This is a genomic window from Acidovorax sp. 99, assembly GCF_003096455.1.
In the GTDB taxonomy this organism is placed as follows: domain Bacteria; phylum Pseudomonadota; class Gammaproteobacteria; order Burkholderiales; family Burkholderiaceae_C; genus Acidovorax; species Acidovorax delafieldii.
In genome coordinates this window covers 4,505,551-4,520,877 of the sequence record NZ_QEKU01000001.1, presented here as the reverse complement: position 1 = coordinate 4,520,877, position 15,327 = coordinate 4,505,551, and the positions used below count along the sequence as shown (strand labels likewise).

Below are 15,327 nucleotides of genomic sequence, written 5' to 3'. Positions count from 1 at the left end.
CAGCTTACAATCCACCCCATGTCTGCCCTTACCCTCACTCCCCGCGCGCTCTACGAAGAAGTGGCCGAGCAATTGCGCCAGCGCATCTTCCGGCGCGAACTGGAGCCGGGCAGCTGGATTGACGAACTCAAGATTGCCGAGGAATTCGGCATCAGCCGCACCCCCCTGCGCGAGGCGCTGAAGGTGCTGGCCGCTGAAGGCCTGGTCACGATGAAGGTGCGGCGTGGCGCCTATGTGACGGAGATGAGCGAAAAAGACCTGCGCGACGTGTACCACCTGCTCAGCCTGCTCGAGAGCGACGCCGCCGGTGTGGTGGCCGAACACGCCACCGAGGCGCAGTTGAAAACGCTGCAGGACCTGCACGCCGAGCTGGAAGCCGCCGTGGCCGACCGCGAAAAGTTCTTTGCCATCAACGAGCGCTTTCACATGCACCTGCTGGAGATGGCCGACAACCGCTGGCGCAGCCAGATGGTGGCCGACCTGCGCAAGGTGATGAAGCTCAACCGCCACAACTCGCTGTTCAAACAAGGGCGCATTGAAGATTCGCTGGGCGAGCACCGCGCCATTCTGGCCGCCATGGTGGCGCGCGACGCCAAGGCCACGGTCAAGGCCATGCAAGCGCACTTTGCGCAGGGGCTGGAAGCAGCGACCTGAGGTGCTGCGGGCCGTGCTGGCATGCACCCACGCGGCCACGATCATTCCGCAAACAGGAACGCACCATTTGCAACACATGGGGTGATCGCACACGGCCCGGCCCAGGTTGCGCTCGTTATCATCCCCCGGGTTTCCACCGAGGCCGTGGCGCCGCTCGCCACCGCAGCCTCTACCGCCGAGTTTGATGACTTCTACCCCCGCCGATATCGCCAGCGTGCAAACGCTGCCCCAGCTCCTGGCCTACCGCGCCGCGCGTACCCCCCATGCCGAGGCCTACCGGGCTTTTGATCCCCCTCGCCAGGCATGGGCCAGCCTGACCTGGGCACAAACCGCAGAGCGCGTGAGCACGTGGGCCCAAGCCCTGGCCGCCATGCAGTTGCCACCGGCAGCCCGCGTGGCCATCTTGCTGCCCAACGGCCTCAATGCCATGTGCGCAGACCAAGCCACGCTGGCCGTCGGCGGCGTGCCTGTGCCTCTGCACGCCATCGACAACCCCGGCAGCATCGCCTACATCCTGGCCGACTGCGAGGCATCGATGCTGATCGTGAGCCAGGCCGAGCAATGGGAAAAGATCCGCGCCGTGGGCACGCCCTTCCCGGCCCTGCGCGCCGTGGTGATCACTGATGACGACGACGCGTTCAAGGCTACCCCGGCGTCGGGCGACAGCCCGGCCGTGGGCTCGCTCGCGCAGTGGCTGACGGGCGCGGCACAAACGGACGCGGCCACCGTGGCCACAGGCCCGCAGGCCGATGACCTGGCGGCCATCGTCTACACCTCTGGCACCACCGGCAAACCCAAGGGCGTGATGCTGACCCACCGCAACGTGGTGAGCGATGTGAAAGCCGTGCTGGAGCGCATTGCTCCCACGGTGGACGACGTGTTCCTGTCGTTCCTGCCGCTGTCGCACACCTTTGAACGCACGGGCGGCTACTACCTGCCGATTGCGGCGGGCAGTTGTGTGGCCTATGCGCGCTCGGTGGCCCAGCTGGCGGAAGATCTGAAAACCATACGCCCCACCGTGCTGGTGTCGGTGCCGCGCATTTACGAGCGCATCCACGCCAAGCTGATCGAAAAGCTCTCGCCCACCCCGTGGAAGATGCAGCTCTACGAAGCCGCGCAGAACAAGGGCTGGGCCCGGTTTTGTGCCGCACAGCGCCTGCCGGCCCCCACGCCGGACGCCAGCAGCCAGGCTGCTGGCTGGATGGCCGCCCTGCCCTGGCCGGTGCTGCAGGCCCTGGTGGCCAAGCCTTTGCTGGCCCAGTTTGGCGGCCGCGTGCGCGTGGCGGTGAGTGGCGGCGCCCCGCTGTCGCCCACCATTGCCAAGTGTTTTCTGGGGCTGGGGCTGCCGCTGATTCAGGGCTACGGTATGACCGAGACCGCACCCGTGGTGTCGGTCAACGCACTGGACGACAACGACCCCGCCTGCGTGGGCAAGGCACTGCCCGGTGTGGAGGTGCGCATCGGCGACAACCACGAGCTGCAGGTGCGTGGCCCCATCGTGATGAAGGGCTACTGGAAGCGGCCCGAAGACACGGCCAAGATCCTGAGCCCCGACGGCTGGCTGGGCACCGGCGACCAGGCCGACATCGTGAATGGCCGCATCTACATCAAGGGCCGCATCAAGGAAATCATCGTCACATCCACCGGCGAAAAGATCCCGCCGGGCGACCTGGAACTGGCCCTGCTGGCCGACCCGCTGCTGGAGCAGGCCTTTGTGGTGGGCGAAAACCGCCCCTTCATCGCCTGTGTGGCCGTGCTGAACCCGGGCGAGTGGCAGCGCCTGGCCGCTGACCTGGGCCTGAACCCCCAGGCGGCGGACAGCCTGAACCACCCCAGCGTGCACCGCGCCGTGCTGGCCCGCATCGAGAAGAACACGGCCAGCTTTGCCCGCTATGCCGTGCCGCGCACGGTGCACCTGACGCTGGAGCCGTGGACGATTGAAAACACCTTCATGACGCCCACGCTCAAGCTCAAGCGCAACAACCTGATGGCGCACTTTGCCGAGGCCATTGAGGGCATGTACCAAAAGCCGGGGCGCTGAGCCCCGCTTGCCCAGGCTCCCTTAAAGCACCAGCTCGCCTTCTCCCGCGTAGGCGGAGCCAAAGCGGTTGGTCAGGAAGTCCGCAAGCGCCATGGACTCCTGCCCGACAAAGCCCTGCTGCGGCAACTTGCCTTGCGACACCAGGTCCAGCGCCGTGCAGATGCCTGCGGCCGTGGTGAGCTGGATGGCGCTCAGCGTATGCCCAGCCACTTGCGTGCCCACGATACGGGCCGAGTACGAGTCCTGCACCAGCCGCCCGCCCTTGAGGCCTGATGCGGTGGCAAACACCACGATCACGTCCTGGTCCGTGGTGGGAATGGCGGTTTCCAGAATGTCCTTGAGCAGATCGCGCCGGTCCCGCAGGCGCAGGTCATTGAGTAACAGCTTGAGGATGGCGTTGTGGCCCGGGTAGCGGATGGACTGGTAGTCCACATGCCGCGCCTTGCCCGCCAAGGTTTCCGTCAGCGTGCCCAGCCCACCCGAGGTGTTGAAGGCCTCGTACTCCACGCCGTCCAGCGCAAAGGTTTCCAACCCCTCCAGCGCGGGCACCGTGGTGCGCACGCCGTCCACAATGGCTTCGCAGGGGTTGCAGTACTCATTGATGAGCCCCTCGGTGCTCCAGGTCAGGTTGTAGCGCAGGGCACCCTGTGGGTAGCTGGGCAGCGCCCCCACGCGCATGCGCAGCGTGTGCAGGGTGTCAAAACGCCGGGCCAGGTCATTGCCCACGATGCCGATGAAGCCCGGGGCGAGGCCACATTGCGGCATGAGCACGCTGTGGGCCTTGGCGGCCAGGGCGCGGATGGCCTGGGTGCTGGCCACGTCCTCGGTCAGGTCAAAGTAATGCACGCCTGCGCGTGCGCACAACGTGGCCACGGGCACGGCGCGATGGAACGGCAATGCGTTCAGCACGGCGAAGCGGCCGTCGATGGCGGCCTGCAGGCTCGCGTCGTCTGTGGCCAATCGGGTGGAAATACCCAGAGTTGCCACCTCGGCCAGCCGCACCGGGTCGCGGTCCACCACCAGGATGTCGTAGTCGCCCGACCGCTGCAGCAAGAGCGCCATGGCAAAGCCGATGTGGCCCGCCCCCAGGATGGTGATGGGGCGGCGGGAGGTGGAGTGCGAGGAAATGTCGAAGGTGGTCATGGCAGTGCTCCCGGTAGTGCTCTCCGCACATGGCGGAGAGGTGTTGTGGATGCCTTGATGCTAGGCAACAGCGCTGTCAATGTGTAGCGTTCAAAACGTCGAAAGCTGTTCTTTGTTTTGCCATAATGGCGAATATGATGGGCGTTATGACTTTTTGAGGAAATGCGCATGACCCAGGCCCTGGATGACACCGACCGGCAACTGCTCAGCCTGCTGCAGGCCAATGCGCGCGAGGGCACGGCCACGCTGGCGCGCAAGCTTGGCCTGGCCCGCACCACCGTGGTGGCGCGCATCGCGCGGCTGGAGCGTTCGGGTGTGGTCGCGGGCTACGGGGTGCGGCTGGGTACGCGGCTTGACGCCACCACCGTGCGGGCCTGGTGCAGCATCAGCGTGCTGCCCAAGGCAGCACCCGCCGTGCTGCGCGCGCTGGAGGCCATGCCCGAGGTTGAAGAGGTGTCGGCCGTGAGCGGGCCGTTTGACTACCTGGTGTTCTTGCGCTGCGCCAGCCACGAGCAGCTCGACACCCTGCTCGACCGCGTGGGCCAGCTCGACGGGGTGCACCAGACCCAGACCAGCATCGTGCTCAGCCGCAAGATCGACCGGCGACAGGTAGGGTGACGTCCCCCTGAGCGGCTGCGCCGCGGCCCTTGCTCGGCATCCCTTGCTTGGGTTGCGCCAGTCACGACCAGCGCGCCCGCAATGGCCCTTGAATGCTATGCTTATTGAAGCACCTAGCGCTTATTCATCATGCGCTAGAGGCGAATTTGACTACAGTTCGTTCAAGCCTCGAACTGCGTCGGGTTCTTGCCCCGGATCGACGCATAAAACGCCTTGATGCGCGCCATGTCACGATCCACATCGCCCGTGGGCTCGAACACCGGGCCCAGGCCGCCGACCTTGCGGCCATAGTCCACAAACGCGAGCACGATGGGCACGCCCGCCTGCTGGGCGATGAAGTAAAAGCCCGTCTTCCAGTGCCGCGTCTTGCCCCGCGTGCCCTCGGGCGGCACGATGAGCTGCATGGGTCCGTCGGCATCGCGCATGGCCTGGGCCGAGCTGGCGACCAGGTTGTTGGCCTGGCTGCGGTCCACCGGGATGCCCCCCAGCCAGCGCATCACCCCGCCAAACGGCGCCTTGAACAGGCTGTGCTTGCCCATCCAGTACACCCGCAGGCGCAGAGAGAACGCCAGCATCAGCGTGTACGGCAAGTCCCAGTTGCTGGTGTGGGGTGCGGCAATGAGCACGCTTTTGGCGGCATGGTCTGGCAAGACGCCCTCGACCTTCCAGCCGGTGATGCGCAGGGTGAAGCGGGAAAAAGCGCGCAGGAGCGTGTTGACAACCGGCGTGTCAAAAATGGTGTGGTGCATGGGAAAAGGGGTGACAGAACGGAGCCCGGGGCGCTGAAACAGGCAGTGGGCGCTTGGCTCCACAGGCATCGAGAGCGCCGCGAGTATCGCTGATGGTGCCAATATCCCGCCTTGACGCAAGGCAAAGTGGAGTCGCCGCAGCTCGCGTGCGCCCCTGCAGATTACTCCCAATTTCATAGCAATCAGGACAATAAACACTGGCGCTACCAGCCATTTTTGCTTCAATTGCCGGAGCAAAGGCGCCATGCCAAATAAAACTGGCGTTGGATCTCCACCGGTCCAGAATGCACCACCAGCAGGTCCGCATTGTCGCTGCCGCCCCATGCTGCCAACCCTATTGCCCACCACCCCGCCCTACCGCGACCGCAAGCGGTACGCACGGCTGCTGTCCCTGGTGGTGCCCTGCACCGTGGGCGTAGGCCCGGCACTGATGGCATGGACCGGCGAACCGCTGGTGCTGTGGGCGCCGGTGGCGTTTTTCTACCTCGTCGCCCCGTTGCTCGACGGGATGCTGGGCGTGGACCAGAGCAACCCGCCCGAATCCGCCGTGCCTGCGCTCGAAGACGACCGCTACTACCGCCGCATCACCTTCCTGCTGGTGCCGGTGCTGTGGGCGGCCTTCATCTTCAGCGCCTGGTGGGTGGCCACGCAGCCCCTGCCCTGGCATGGCGCGCTGGCGATGGTGCTGACCACGGGGACGGTGGGCGGGTTCTGCATCAATCTGGGGCACGAGCTGGGCCACAAGAACACGCCGCTGGAGCGCTGGCTGGCCAAGCTGGTGCTGGCGCCCACGGCGTATGGGCACTTCTTCATCGAACACAACCGGGGCCACCACCGCGATGTGGCCACACCGGCCGACCCGGCCTCGTCGCGCATGGGCGAGTCCATCTACCGCTTTGTGCTGCGCGAGATGCCCGGCGCCGCACGCCGCGCCTGGGCGCTGGAAAAAGACCGCCTGGCCCGCCAGCACCTGCCGTTGCTGTCGTGGCACAACGAGATCCTGCAGCCCGCGCTCATCACGGCGCTGCTGTGGGTAGGGCTGGCGCTGTGGCTGGGCGTGGTCATCCTGCCGTTTTTGCTGGTGGCGTCTTTCTGGGCCAACTTTCAGCTGACCTCGGCCAACTATGTCGAGCACTACGGGCTGCTGCGGCAAAAGGACGCCAGCGGCCGCTACGAACCCTGCCGCCCCCAGCATTCGTGGAACAGCAACCACGTATTCTCCAACTGGGCCCTGTTCCATCTGCAGCGGCACTCCGACCACCACGCGCACCCGCTGCGCCGCTACCAGTCGCTGCGGCACTTTGACGATGTGCCGCAGCTGCCCATCGGCTACTTCGGCATGTTCACGCTGGCCTATGTGCCGCCCCTGTGGCGCCGCGTGATGGACCCGCGCCTGCTGGCCCAGGTGGGGCGCAACGCCGCCCACATCAACATCGACCCGCGCCGGCGGGCCGCGATCGTGCGGAAATACGGGTTGCAGGACCTGGGATAGAACGAGTGTGGATGCGCTGGCGACCGGGCACGGGCACCCTGCGGGCCGACACCCGACACCTCCAGCACTCCTCTATTGATAGCACCCAGAACAATCGGCACTAGCACCTGCGCCCGTTCTGACCCAAAACCCTCCTCTGGCGCCCCTCACGCAGCCAGTGGGATAATGCGGGTTTTGCACCTGCAGCCCCGCAGCGCCCCCGACCAGAGGGGCGTTCTGCTGCAGAACATTCCCCTCCCCGCCTTCGCTGTTTGCCTGTGGAAACCACCCTGAGCCCCTGGCGCATGTCCGTCGCCCCCATGATGGACTGGACTGACCGCCACTGCCGTTACTTTCACCGGCTGCTGACGCGCCAGACCCTGCTGTACACCGAGATGGTGAACGCGGGCGGCATCCTGTATGGCGGCACCGAGCGCCACCTGCGCTTCAACGCCGAAGAGCACCCCGTAGCCCTGCAGCTGGGCGGCAACGAGCCCGACAAGCTCGCCCAGGCCGCCAGGCTGGGTGAGGAATGGGGCTACGACGAAATCAACCTGAACTGCGGTTGCCCCAGCGACCGCGTGCAACGCGGTGCCTTCGGCGCCAGCCTGATGAAAGCCCCCCAGCTGGTGGCCGATGGCGTCAAGGCCATGAAGGACGTGGTTAGCGTACCCGTTACCGTCAAGCACCGCATCGGCATTGACAAGGTGGAGGACTACGGCTTTGTGCGCGACTTCGTCGGCACCGTGGCCGAGGCCGGTTGCACCGTGTTCATCGTGCATGCGCGCAACGCGTGGCTGCAGGGCCTCTCCCCCAAGGAAAACCGCGACATCCCGCCGCTGCGCTACGAGGTGGTCCACCGCCTCAAGGCCGAGTTTCCGCAGTTCACCATCGCCATCAACGGCGGCATCACCACCGATGACGTGGTGCAGGAGCAGTTGCAACACCTGGACGGCGTGATGATCGGCCGCGAGGCGTACCACAACCCCTGGTGGCTGGCCCGCTGGGACCAGCTCTACTACGGCGGCGCTCCCTGCCCCCTGACCCGCGAAGAAGTGGAACTGGCCATGGTCGAGTACATGGAGCGTGAAGCCGCGCAGCATGGCACCCCCTGGCCCCACATCGCCCGCCACATGCTGGGCCTGCGCCACAGCCTGCCCGGCGCCCGCATCTGGCGCCAGGTGTGGAGCAACCATCTGCTCAAGGACCGCCCCGCGCGGGAGGTGCATGCGTTAGCGATGCAGGCCTATGCAAGTGGAACGGCCGAGCCAGAAGCCGCTCACGCGCAACCGGCGTTGTCGGTCTGAACTGAATCATCGACTGGTCGGAGCTGTAACGCAGGCGGTGATGAGCAAACGTGCGAATAGTCCGTCCACAGTGCAGGTGTGTTTGCGCCCGCCCGTCGCGGCTGATGGCGCGCGGCTTGTTGCACTGGCCCAGCACAGCAGCACGCTGCACGCGCCCTGGACTTCGGCCCCTTCAACCCCGGAAGCGTTTGCCAGCTATCTCGCACAAATGAACCTGCCCACGCACCGGGCGATGTTGGTGTGTACGCCGGACCAGCATGATGGCAGTGAACAGATCGCAGGGGTCTTCAACCTTTCCCAAATCGTGATGGGCGACTTTTGCAGCGCCTACCTGGGCTATTACGTCTTTGCAGGGTTTGAGCGCCGGGGCCTGATGGGCTTGGGTTTGCGGCATCTGTTGCGCTATGCCTTTGGCACTCTGAAGTTGCACCGGCTGGAAGCCAACATCCAGCCCGGTAATGAGGCGTCCATCGCCCTGGTGCGCAGCTGCGGATTTCAGCAAGAAGGGTTTTCGCCCCGCTACCTCAAGATCAACGGTCGGTGGCGCGACCATGAACGTTGGGCCATCGTGGCCAGCTGAGTCTAGCTGAGTCAGAAAAGTTGTCTGCGCTCGCCAGACCTCTTGCACGTTGGGCTCGCTGTCAGCCTGAGGCGCGGGACTCCAGCCGCCCCACCCAGGCAGCCAGCGGCTCGGGCCGCCCGAAGAGGTAGCCCTGCAGGCACTCGCACTGGCTTTCGACCAGAAAGTCGGCCTGGGCGCGTGTCTCCACCCCCTCGGCCACCACGCGCAGGTTGAGATGGCGGGCCACCGAGATGATGGACTGCACGATGGCCGTGTCATTGGGGTCGTCGGGCGTGTCGTCCACAAAGCTCTTGTCGATCTTGAGCTCGTAGAGCGGGAGCCGCTTGAGGTAGGCCAGGCTCGAATAGCCGGTGCCAAAGTCGTCGATGGAGAAACGCACGCCCAACTGCACGATCTCGGTCATGCGGGCGATGGTGTCGTCCAGGTCTTCGATGAGCAGGCTTTCGGTCACCTCCAGGATCAGATGGGCCGGGTTGGCGCCGGTGTGGGCCAGGATGTGGCGCACGCGCTCCACAAAGTCGTCCTGGCGGAACTGCCGCTCGCTCACGTTGACGGACAGCGATAGCGCGTGCCCTGCCACCTGCAAGCGTGCCAGGGTCTCACAGGCCTGCTGGATCATCCAGTCGCCCATGCGCAGGATGAGGCCCGAGGCCTCGGCGATGGGGATGAAGCGGCTGGGCGGGACATTGCCGCGCACGGGGTGGTCCCAGCGCATCAGCAGCTCGCCGCCCACGACGTTGCCCGCAGCGTCCACCTGGTTTTGCACAAAGGCGGCCAACTGGCCCAAGGTTTGCGCTTTTTTCAGGTCCTGCTCCAGCGCCAGGCGCTCCTGCACGTCGGCCTGCATCGCGGCTTCGTAAAAGCGGATGCGGTTGCGGCCCAGGTCCTTGGCGCGGTACATGGCCGTGTCGGCCTCCCGCAGAAGGTCTTCCACACCCTCGCCCCGCTTGGGGAAGAGCGTGATGCCGATGCTGCCGGTGGTGCTGTAGAGGTGGGTGTCGATGGTGTAAGGAGCTTCCAGTGCGGCGCGCATTTCTTCGGCCACCAGCAGCGCAGCGCGCCCGGCGGACTCCATATCCGACGCCACGTTGTGGACCAGCACCACAAACTCGTCCCCACCCAGGCGTGCCACGGTGTCGCCCGTGCGTTGCAACTGCGTGAGCCGCTGGGCCACCTGCATGAGCAGCATGTCGCCCACCGTGTGGCCCCGTGCATCGTTGATCTGCTTGAAGTTGTCCAGGTCGATGTAGAGCACCGCCCCCACCTGGGCGGCCTTCAGAGCGTTGGCCAGTGCGTGTTCCATACGGTCCAGCAGCATGCGCCGGTTGGGCAGGCCGGTGAGCGCGTCAAAGTACGCCAGCTGGTGCGACCGCGCCTCGGCCTGCTTGCGTTCGGTGATGTCGCGCGACAGCGCGATGAACCGAGGTTCGTCGCCCGGGGCGGCGCTCTCCTTGCGCGCAATCGACAACTCAAACCAGTGGGTCACCCCGCCCAGCTCCAGCCGGAACTGGTGGCCTGAAGAGTACCCGGTCTGGTGGGCCGCTTGCAGCGCCGCACGGCAGCCGGCAGCGGCTTCGGGGGGGACCACATCGCGCAGCAGGCGGCCCAGAAACATCTCTGGCGGCACAGCCAGCTCTCCCGATCGTGCCGACCGGTAGTGGTGGATACAGCCGTCCAGCCCCAGTTCGAACAACAAATCAGGAATGGCGCTGAGCGTGCTCTCCAAGTCATCCCGGGTGGCGCGCAGTTCGGCCGTCATGTCGCGCGCCAGTGCCACCGCACGCTCGCGCCCCGTGGCGAGCAGCCAGGTGAACCACGCAAGGATCAGGCTCAGCACCGTGCCCAAAAGCGCCACCGGGTGGTGTCCATCGTCCTGAAAGCGCTGCGCAAAGCCCGGTAGTGGGGCCATGTGCAAGGTCCAGCGGCGCCCGCCCAGCTCCAGCTCGCGCCGCGCTTGCAACGCCGGGGCGCCAGCGCCCTGGGCCGGTGTCTTCAGGTTGCTGAACAGCAGCGCGCCCGCTCCGGCACCGGCATCTCCTGGTCCGGTGCCGGGGGATGCCGCACCCGCGTCCGGGGTGCTGTCGGTGATCTGCAGGCCGATGTCCGCGTCAAACTCCCGGGACATGCCATGGATCACGTCCTCCATGCGAAACGGTGCGGACACCCAGCCCGCCAGTCCCTGCCGACGCCCTTCCACCGCACTGTTGTCAGCGTCGGCGCGGTACAGGGGCATGTACATGACCAGCCCAGGGGCAGCGTTTTGCATCAGGGTCAGTCGCCCGGACAATGCCAGCGCTCCGGTGTCACGGGCCCGGTCCAGCGCCTCCTTGGCGGGGGGAATGGTCAACACATCCAGTCCCAGCGCCTTCAGGTTGGGGCCCTCCAGCGGCTCGATGTGGGTGATGGGTGCGAGCCACTCGCGCTCGCCGGGTGGGCGCACTGCATACTGGTCAAAACCGCGCTGGCGCATGTCCTCCAGATGGGCAGCGAGCGCCTTGCCAGGAAACTGCAAAATCAGCGACACCCCCTGCAGCCCGGGACGGGTTGCCTGCAGCTGCAGCGCGCTCACATAGGCCTGAAACTCCTCGCGGTCGATGCGCTCCGACCCCTCAAAGTAGCCCTTGACGCCGCGCAACACCACCTCGTAGGTCGCCATGCGGTCCTTGAGGTTGTAGGCAATCTGGTCGGCCGCCACCTCAAAGTTCTGCTCGCGCTTGGTCCTCGTGTTCTTTTCTTCGCTCTGCCAGTACAGGAAGGTCAGCCCCAGGGTCAGCAGCGCAATCAAGGGGGGCAGCACCACGGGCAACCAGCGGTGGTTGCTGGTGCCCGCAACCCCTTCAGACACCCATGCCGCCTGCCCTGGCGCGGCGAGGTCCTCGTTGTCGGGGGCTGGGTGGGGTGTCATGGTGGATGGTGTGACTTCGATGCACCGGCATCGTGCACCGGCGGTGCTGCCCCATTATGAGCATCTGTCCTGCGCCGAAAAGGGGCATTTGCGCGCAAACTGCACATGCTGGCTCCCAGCATGCCGTTTATGCTCGCACCGCTGGGCCAAGGGCTATGCGCCCGCACCCACTTCCCGTATCAACCCTGGCAATACCCATCACAAAGGCCTGGCATGGCATCGCTCGATTTCGACCTGGAGGAATCCCAATTTCGCAGCTGGTACACCGCGCAGGCGGTTGCTCTGGAAGACGCCTGCGCAGCGCTGACCGCGCGGGTGGCGGCGGTGGTAACCCAGGCGGGCGGCGTGGACATCACCAAGGTGGAGGGCCGCGTGAAAGATGTGGACGAATGCGTGCGCAAGTTCGTGCGCAAATACCGTCCGGCGCTGGAAGAGAGCAACACCCCCTACGACATAGAGACCTACATCACCGACCTGATTGGCGTGCGGGTGGTGTGCCTGTATGAAGACGAGCTGGAGAAGATTGCCCAGATCGTGCGCGCCCATTTCGCGGTGATCGACGTGACCGACAAGGTCTCGGCGGTGGAAAGCACCGAGGCGTCCTTCGGCTACAAAGGGCTGCACCTGGACCTGCGGCTGAGCGTGGCCGAACGCGACCTGCCGGAGCACGCGGCCTATGCCGAGTGGCCCTTCGAGCTGCAGGTGCGCACCATCATCCAGGACTCGTGGAGCGTGCTGGACCACAAGATCAAGTACAAAAAATCCATCCCGGGCCAGCTCAAGCGGCGCATCAACGTGCTGTCCGCCCTGTTCGAGCTGGCCGACCGCGAGTTCCGCCAGATCCGCGATGCCACGGCGGCCGAGCTGCTGCAGGCCCCCGACGAAACCGCCGAACCCGCAACCGATGTCGCCGCCGATTTGCAGGCGCCCACCCGCGCAGCCACCACCAGCAGCGAGCTGAACGCGTTCACGTTCTTGAAGATCGCCACGCATTTTTTCAAGGACTTCGAATTCGAGCCGTCCAAGGTCGATGGGTTTGTGGACGACATCCAGGCCTGGTCCGCCGGCATGACACGTGCGCGCTTCAACAGTCTCATGCGCGAGACGATCGGAGTGGTCAAACGCTACAAGCAGCACTTTGAAGAGCAAAACCCGCAGGGCAGCTTCAACCCGTACACCGTGATCCGGCATTGCCTGTATCTGAGTAACAAGACGGCGTTCCGCCCCGCACTTCGCAACTCGGCCCGCGAGTCGTTCGAGGCCTGGCTGAGCGACAACGCGGAGCCCAAAGTTCAGGGTTGAGGCAAAAATCGGCGCAAGCGCTAGTGCTAATTGCCTGAGTCGCTATCATTTTTGATAGCTTCGCAGCCTTCATCGCCGTACCGGCGCGCCGCCCCTGGGGCCACGTCAATTTGTCGCATAGGCGACTGGACATTGGTGGTTTTACTCCATGCGCTTGTTACCAAGTGCTGCTATATTGCACTGCAACAAAACGGAGTTTCGCCCCATGCTGTACCACCTCTACGAAACCCAGCGCTCCTTGATGGAGCCCTTCACAGATTTTGCGCAGGCGGCTTCCAAGTTGTTCAGCAACCCCGTCTCGCCGCTGAGCCAGACCTCGGCAGCACAGCGCATGGCTGCCGGTTATGACCTGCTCTACCGCCTGGGCAAGGACTACGAAAAGCCCGCCTTCGACATCCACACGGTCGACGTGGACGGTATCGGTGTCGCCATCCATGAACGCATTGAAGTCGACAAACCGTTTTGCGAGCTGCGCCGCTTCAAGCGCTTTTCGGACGACCCTGCCACGCTGACCAAGCTCAAGGGCCAGCCCGTGGTGCTGATCGTGGCACCGCTGTCGGGCCACTACGCCACGCTGCTGCGCGACACCGTGCGCACCATGCTCAAGGACCACAAGGTCTACATCACCGACTGGAAGAACGCCCGCCTGGTGCCGCTGTCGGAGGGGGAATTCCACCTCGACGACTACGTCAACTACGTGCAGGACTTCATCCGCCACCTGCAGGGCATCTACGGCAACTGCCACGTGATCAGTGTGTGCCAACCGACGGTGCCCGTGCTGGCAGCCGTGTCGCTGATGGCCAGCCGCGGCGAGAAGACGCCCCTGACGATGACCATGATGGGTGGCCCCATCGACGCTCGCAAGTCGCCCACGGCAGTGAACAACCTGGCGACCAACCGCAGCTACGAGTGGTTTGAGAACAACGTGATCTACCGCGTGCCGGAAAAATTCCCCGGCGCGGGCCGCCGCGTGTACCCGGGCTTTTTGCAGTACACCGGTTTTGTGGCCATGAACCCGGACCGCCATGCAACCAGCCACTACGATTACTTCAAGGACCTGATCAAGGGCGACGACGCAAGTGCCGAGGCGCACCGCAAGTTCTACGACGAGTACAACGCCGTGCTGGACATGGATGCGGACTACTACCTCGAAACCATCCAGACCGTGTTCCAGGATTACAAGCTGGTGAATGGCACCTGGGATGTGCGCTCACCCGCTGGCAAGCTCGAACGCGTACGTCCGCAAGACATCAAGACCACAGCGCTCTTCACGGTGGAAGGCGAGCTGGACGACATCTCTGGCTCGGGCCAGACCGAAGCGGCCCACGACCTGTGCAGCGGCATCGTGCGCAAGGAGCAGCGCCACCTGGAAGCCAAGGGCGCAGGCCACTACGGTATCTTCAGTGGCCGCCGCTGGCGCGACATCGTGTACCCCAAGGTGCGCGCATTCATCCTGGAACACGAGTTGCCTGCCAAGCCCGCCACTGTGGCCACAGCCGCCACACCGGCCCCCAGGCTCGCCAGCCCTGCACCGGCCCCTGCCAAGGTTGCCAGCAAGCCCGCACCGGCAGCCAAACCCGCCGCCACCAAGGTGATCAAGGCGACCAAGGCGCCTACAGCAGCAGCCAAGCCTGCCCCAGCCCGCGCTGCGGCAAAGCCTGTGGCAGCCACCGCTGTGGCCACCCGCTGGGTGCAGCCCGCCGCGGCGCCCACAGGTGCAGCGCAGGCGCCCACCGCTGATCTGGCCACGGCCCAGACCAGCGCCACGGCGGCGCCGGCCACCCGCAGCGGCAGCAAGAGCAAGGCGCGCAAGGCTTGAGCCACCCCGCCTCTGCCAGCACGACCCCATCCCTCGCTGCCCTCACCGACCTGGCAGCGCGGATTGATGCCGCCCTGCCCCAGACGCAGTGCACGCGCTGCGGCTATCCCGACTGCGCCAGCTATGCGCAGGCCATCGCCCAGGGGGAGGCGGCCATCACCCAGTGCCCGCCGGGCGGTGCCGAGGGCGTGGCCCGGCTGGCCGCCATCACGGGCCATGCCGTGGCGCCCTTGAGCGCAGACCATGGGGTGGAGGCACCGCGCAGCGTGGCCTTCATCGACGAGGCGTGGTGCATTGGCTGCACCTTGTGCATCAAGGCCTGCCCCACCGATGCCATCGTGGGCTCCAACAAGAAAATGCACACCGTCATCGAGCCTTACTGCACAGGGTGCGAGCTGTGCATCCCGGTCTGCCCGGTAGATTGCATCCAGCTCGACAACGCCAGCGGCATGGCCACCGGATGGGCTGCGTGGTCTGATGCGCTCGCGCTCCAAGCCAAACAGCGGTATCAGCAACACCGTCTGCGGGTGCCGCTGGAGGATGTAGAGGACGAAGGCTCCGGAGCGCAGGCCGATTCGACATCGGCCGCCACCCACAGCCCAGCCGCCGCTGCGGTGGCCGCCGAGGGCATGGAGGCACGCAAGGCGGCCATTGCCGCCGCCATGGAGCGCGCACGGCAACTGCGTGAAAAGGGAGCTCGCTGAGAATGGCGCCTGGTCCGCTGGACCAGCAACC

The 15,327-nt window shown here is 65.5% G+C and carries 12 protein-coding genes; 9 read left to right on the top strand and 3 right to left on the bottom strand.

Annotation, left to right across the window (positions count from 1 at the left end; translation table 11 throughout):
- Positions 1 to 18: 18 nt before the first annotated feature.
- A complete protein-coding gene (locus C8C95_RS20765) occupies positions 19 to 654 on the top strand; it encodes a GntR family transcriptional regulator (protein WP_116749831.1) in 636 nt (211 codons plus the stop codon).
- 184 nt (positions 655 to 838) lie between these two features.
- A complete protein-coding gene (locus C8C95_RS20760) occupies positions 839 to 2,695 on the top strand; it encodes a long-chain fatty acid--CoA ligase (RefSeq protein ID WP_116749830.1) in 1,857 nt (618 codons plus the stop codon).
- A gap of 21 nt (positions 2,696 to 2,716) precedes the next feature.
- Here the strand turns inward: C8C95_RS20760 and C8C95_RS20755 are convergent, their stop codons facing one another.
- Complete coding sequence (locus tag C8C95_RS20755) at positions 2,717 to 3,838, bottom strand: saccharopine dehydrogenase NADP-binding domain-containing protein (protein WP_116749829.1); 1,122 nt, start codon at positions 3,836 to 3,838, stop codon at positions 2,717 to 2,719.
- A 168-nt stretch (positions 3,839 to 4,006) separates the two neighbouring features.
- On the opposite strand from C8C95_RS20755, the gene C8C95_RS20750 reads away from it, so the two are divergent.
- A complete protein-coding gene (locus tag C8C95_RS20750; protein ID WP_116749828.1) occupies positions 4,007 to 4,456 on the top strand; it encodes an Lrp/AsnC family transcriptional regulator in 450 nt (149 codons plus the stop codon).
- 161 nt (positions 4,457 to 4,617) lie between these two features.
- Here the strand turns inward: C8C95_RS20750 and C8C95_RS20745 are convergent, their stop codons facing one another.
- Positions 4,618 to 5,205, bottom strand: coding sequence for a lysophospholipid acyltransferase family protein (locus C8C95_RS20745; RefSeq protein WP_116749827.1), 588 nt, complete (start codon positions 5,203 to 5,205; stop codon positions 4,618 to 4,620).
- 322 nt (positions 5,206 to 5,527) lie between these two features.
- On the opposite strand from C8C95_RS20745, the gene C8C95_RS20740 reads away from it, so the two are divergent.
- The 3 genes from C8C95_RS20740 to C8C95_RS20730 all read left to right on the top strand — a co-directional run bounded on the left by C8C95_RS20740 (position 5,528) and on the right by C8C95_RS20730 (position 8,563).
- Positions 5,528 to 6,697 carry an alkane 1-monooxygenase gene (locus C8C95_RS20740; RefSeq protein ID WP_116749826.1) on the top strand — a complete coding sequence of 390 codons (1,170 nt, stop codon included), beginning with the start codon at positions 5,528 to 5,530 and terminating at the stop codon, positions 6,695 to 6,697.
- A 284-nt stretch (positions 6,698 to 6,981) separates the two neighbouring features.
- Positions 6,982 to 7,983 (top strand): tRNA dihydrouridine(20/20a) synthase DusA, encoded by a 1,002-nt coding sequence (gene dusA, locus C8C95_RS20735; protein ID WP_243415734.1) that lies wholly within the window; start codon positions 6,982 to 6,984, stop codon positions 7,981 to 7,983.
- Positions 7,925 to 8,563, top strand: a complete 639-nt coding sequence (locus C8C95_RS20730; protein ID WP_116749824.1) for a GNAT family protein — start codon at positions 7,925 to 7,927, stop codon at positions 8,561 to 8,563. Before dusA ends, C8C95_RS20730 begins: the two co-directional genes overlap by 59 nt.
- 61 nt (positions 8,564 to 8,624) lie before the next feature.
- Here C8C95_RS20730 and C8C95_RS24030 read toward each other — a convergent pair whose 3' ends face one another.
- Positions 8,625 to 11,471: an EAL domain-containing protein gene (locus C8C95_RS24030; RefSeq protein ID WP_116749823.1), complete on the bottom strand. Its 2,847-nt coding sequence runs from the start codon at positions 11,469 to 11,471 to the stop codon at positions 8,625 to 8,627.
- A 213-nt stretch (positions 11,472 to 11,684) separates the two neighbouring features.
- On the opposite strand from C8C95_RS24030, the gene C8C95_RS20720 reads away from it, so the two are divergent.
- The 3 genes from C8C95_RS20720 to rsxB all read left to right on the top strand — a co-directional run bounded on the left by C8C95_RS20720 (position 11,685) and on the right by rsxB (position 15,296).
- A complete protein-coding gene (locus C8C95_RS20720) occupies positions 11,685 to 12,773 on the top strand; it encodes a RelA/SpoT domain-containing protein (RefSeq protein ID WP_116749822.1) in 1,089 nt (362 codons plus the stop codon).
- 205 nt (positions 12,774 to 12,978) lie between these two features.
- Entirely contained in the window at positions 12,979 to 14,592 is a 1,614-nt protein-coding gene (gene phaZ, locus C8C95_RS20715) for a polyhydroxyalkanoate depolymerase (RefSeq protein WP_116749821.1), read from the top strand.
- Positions 14,589 to 15,296 carry an electron transport complex subunit RsxB gene (rsxB, locus tag C8C95_RS20710; protein ID WP_116749820.1) on the top strand — a complete coding sequence of 236 codons (708 nt, stop codon included), beginning with the start codon at positions 14,589 to 14,591 and terminating at the stop codon, positions 15,294 to 15,296. Before phaZ ends, rsxB begins: the two co-directional genes overlap by 4 nt.
- The last annotated feature ends 31 nt before the right edge of the window (positions 15,297 to 15,327 follow it).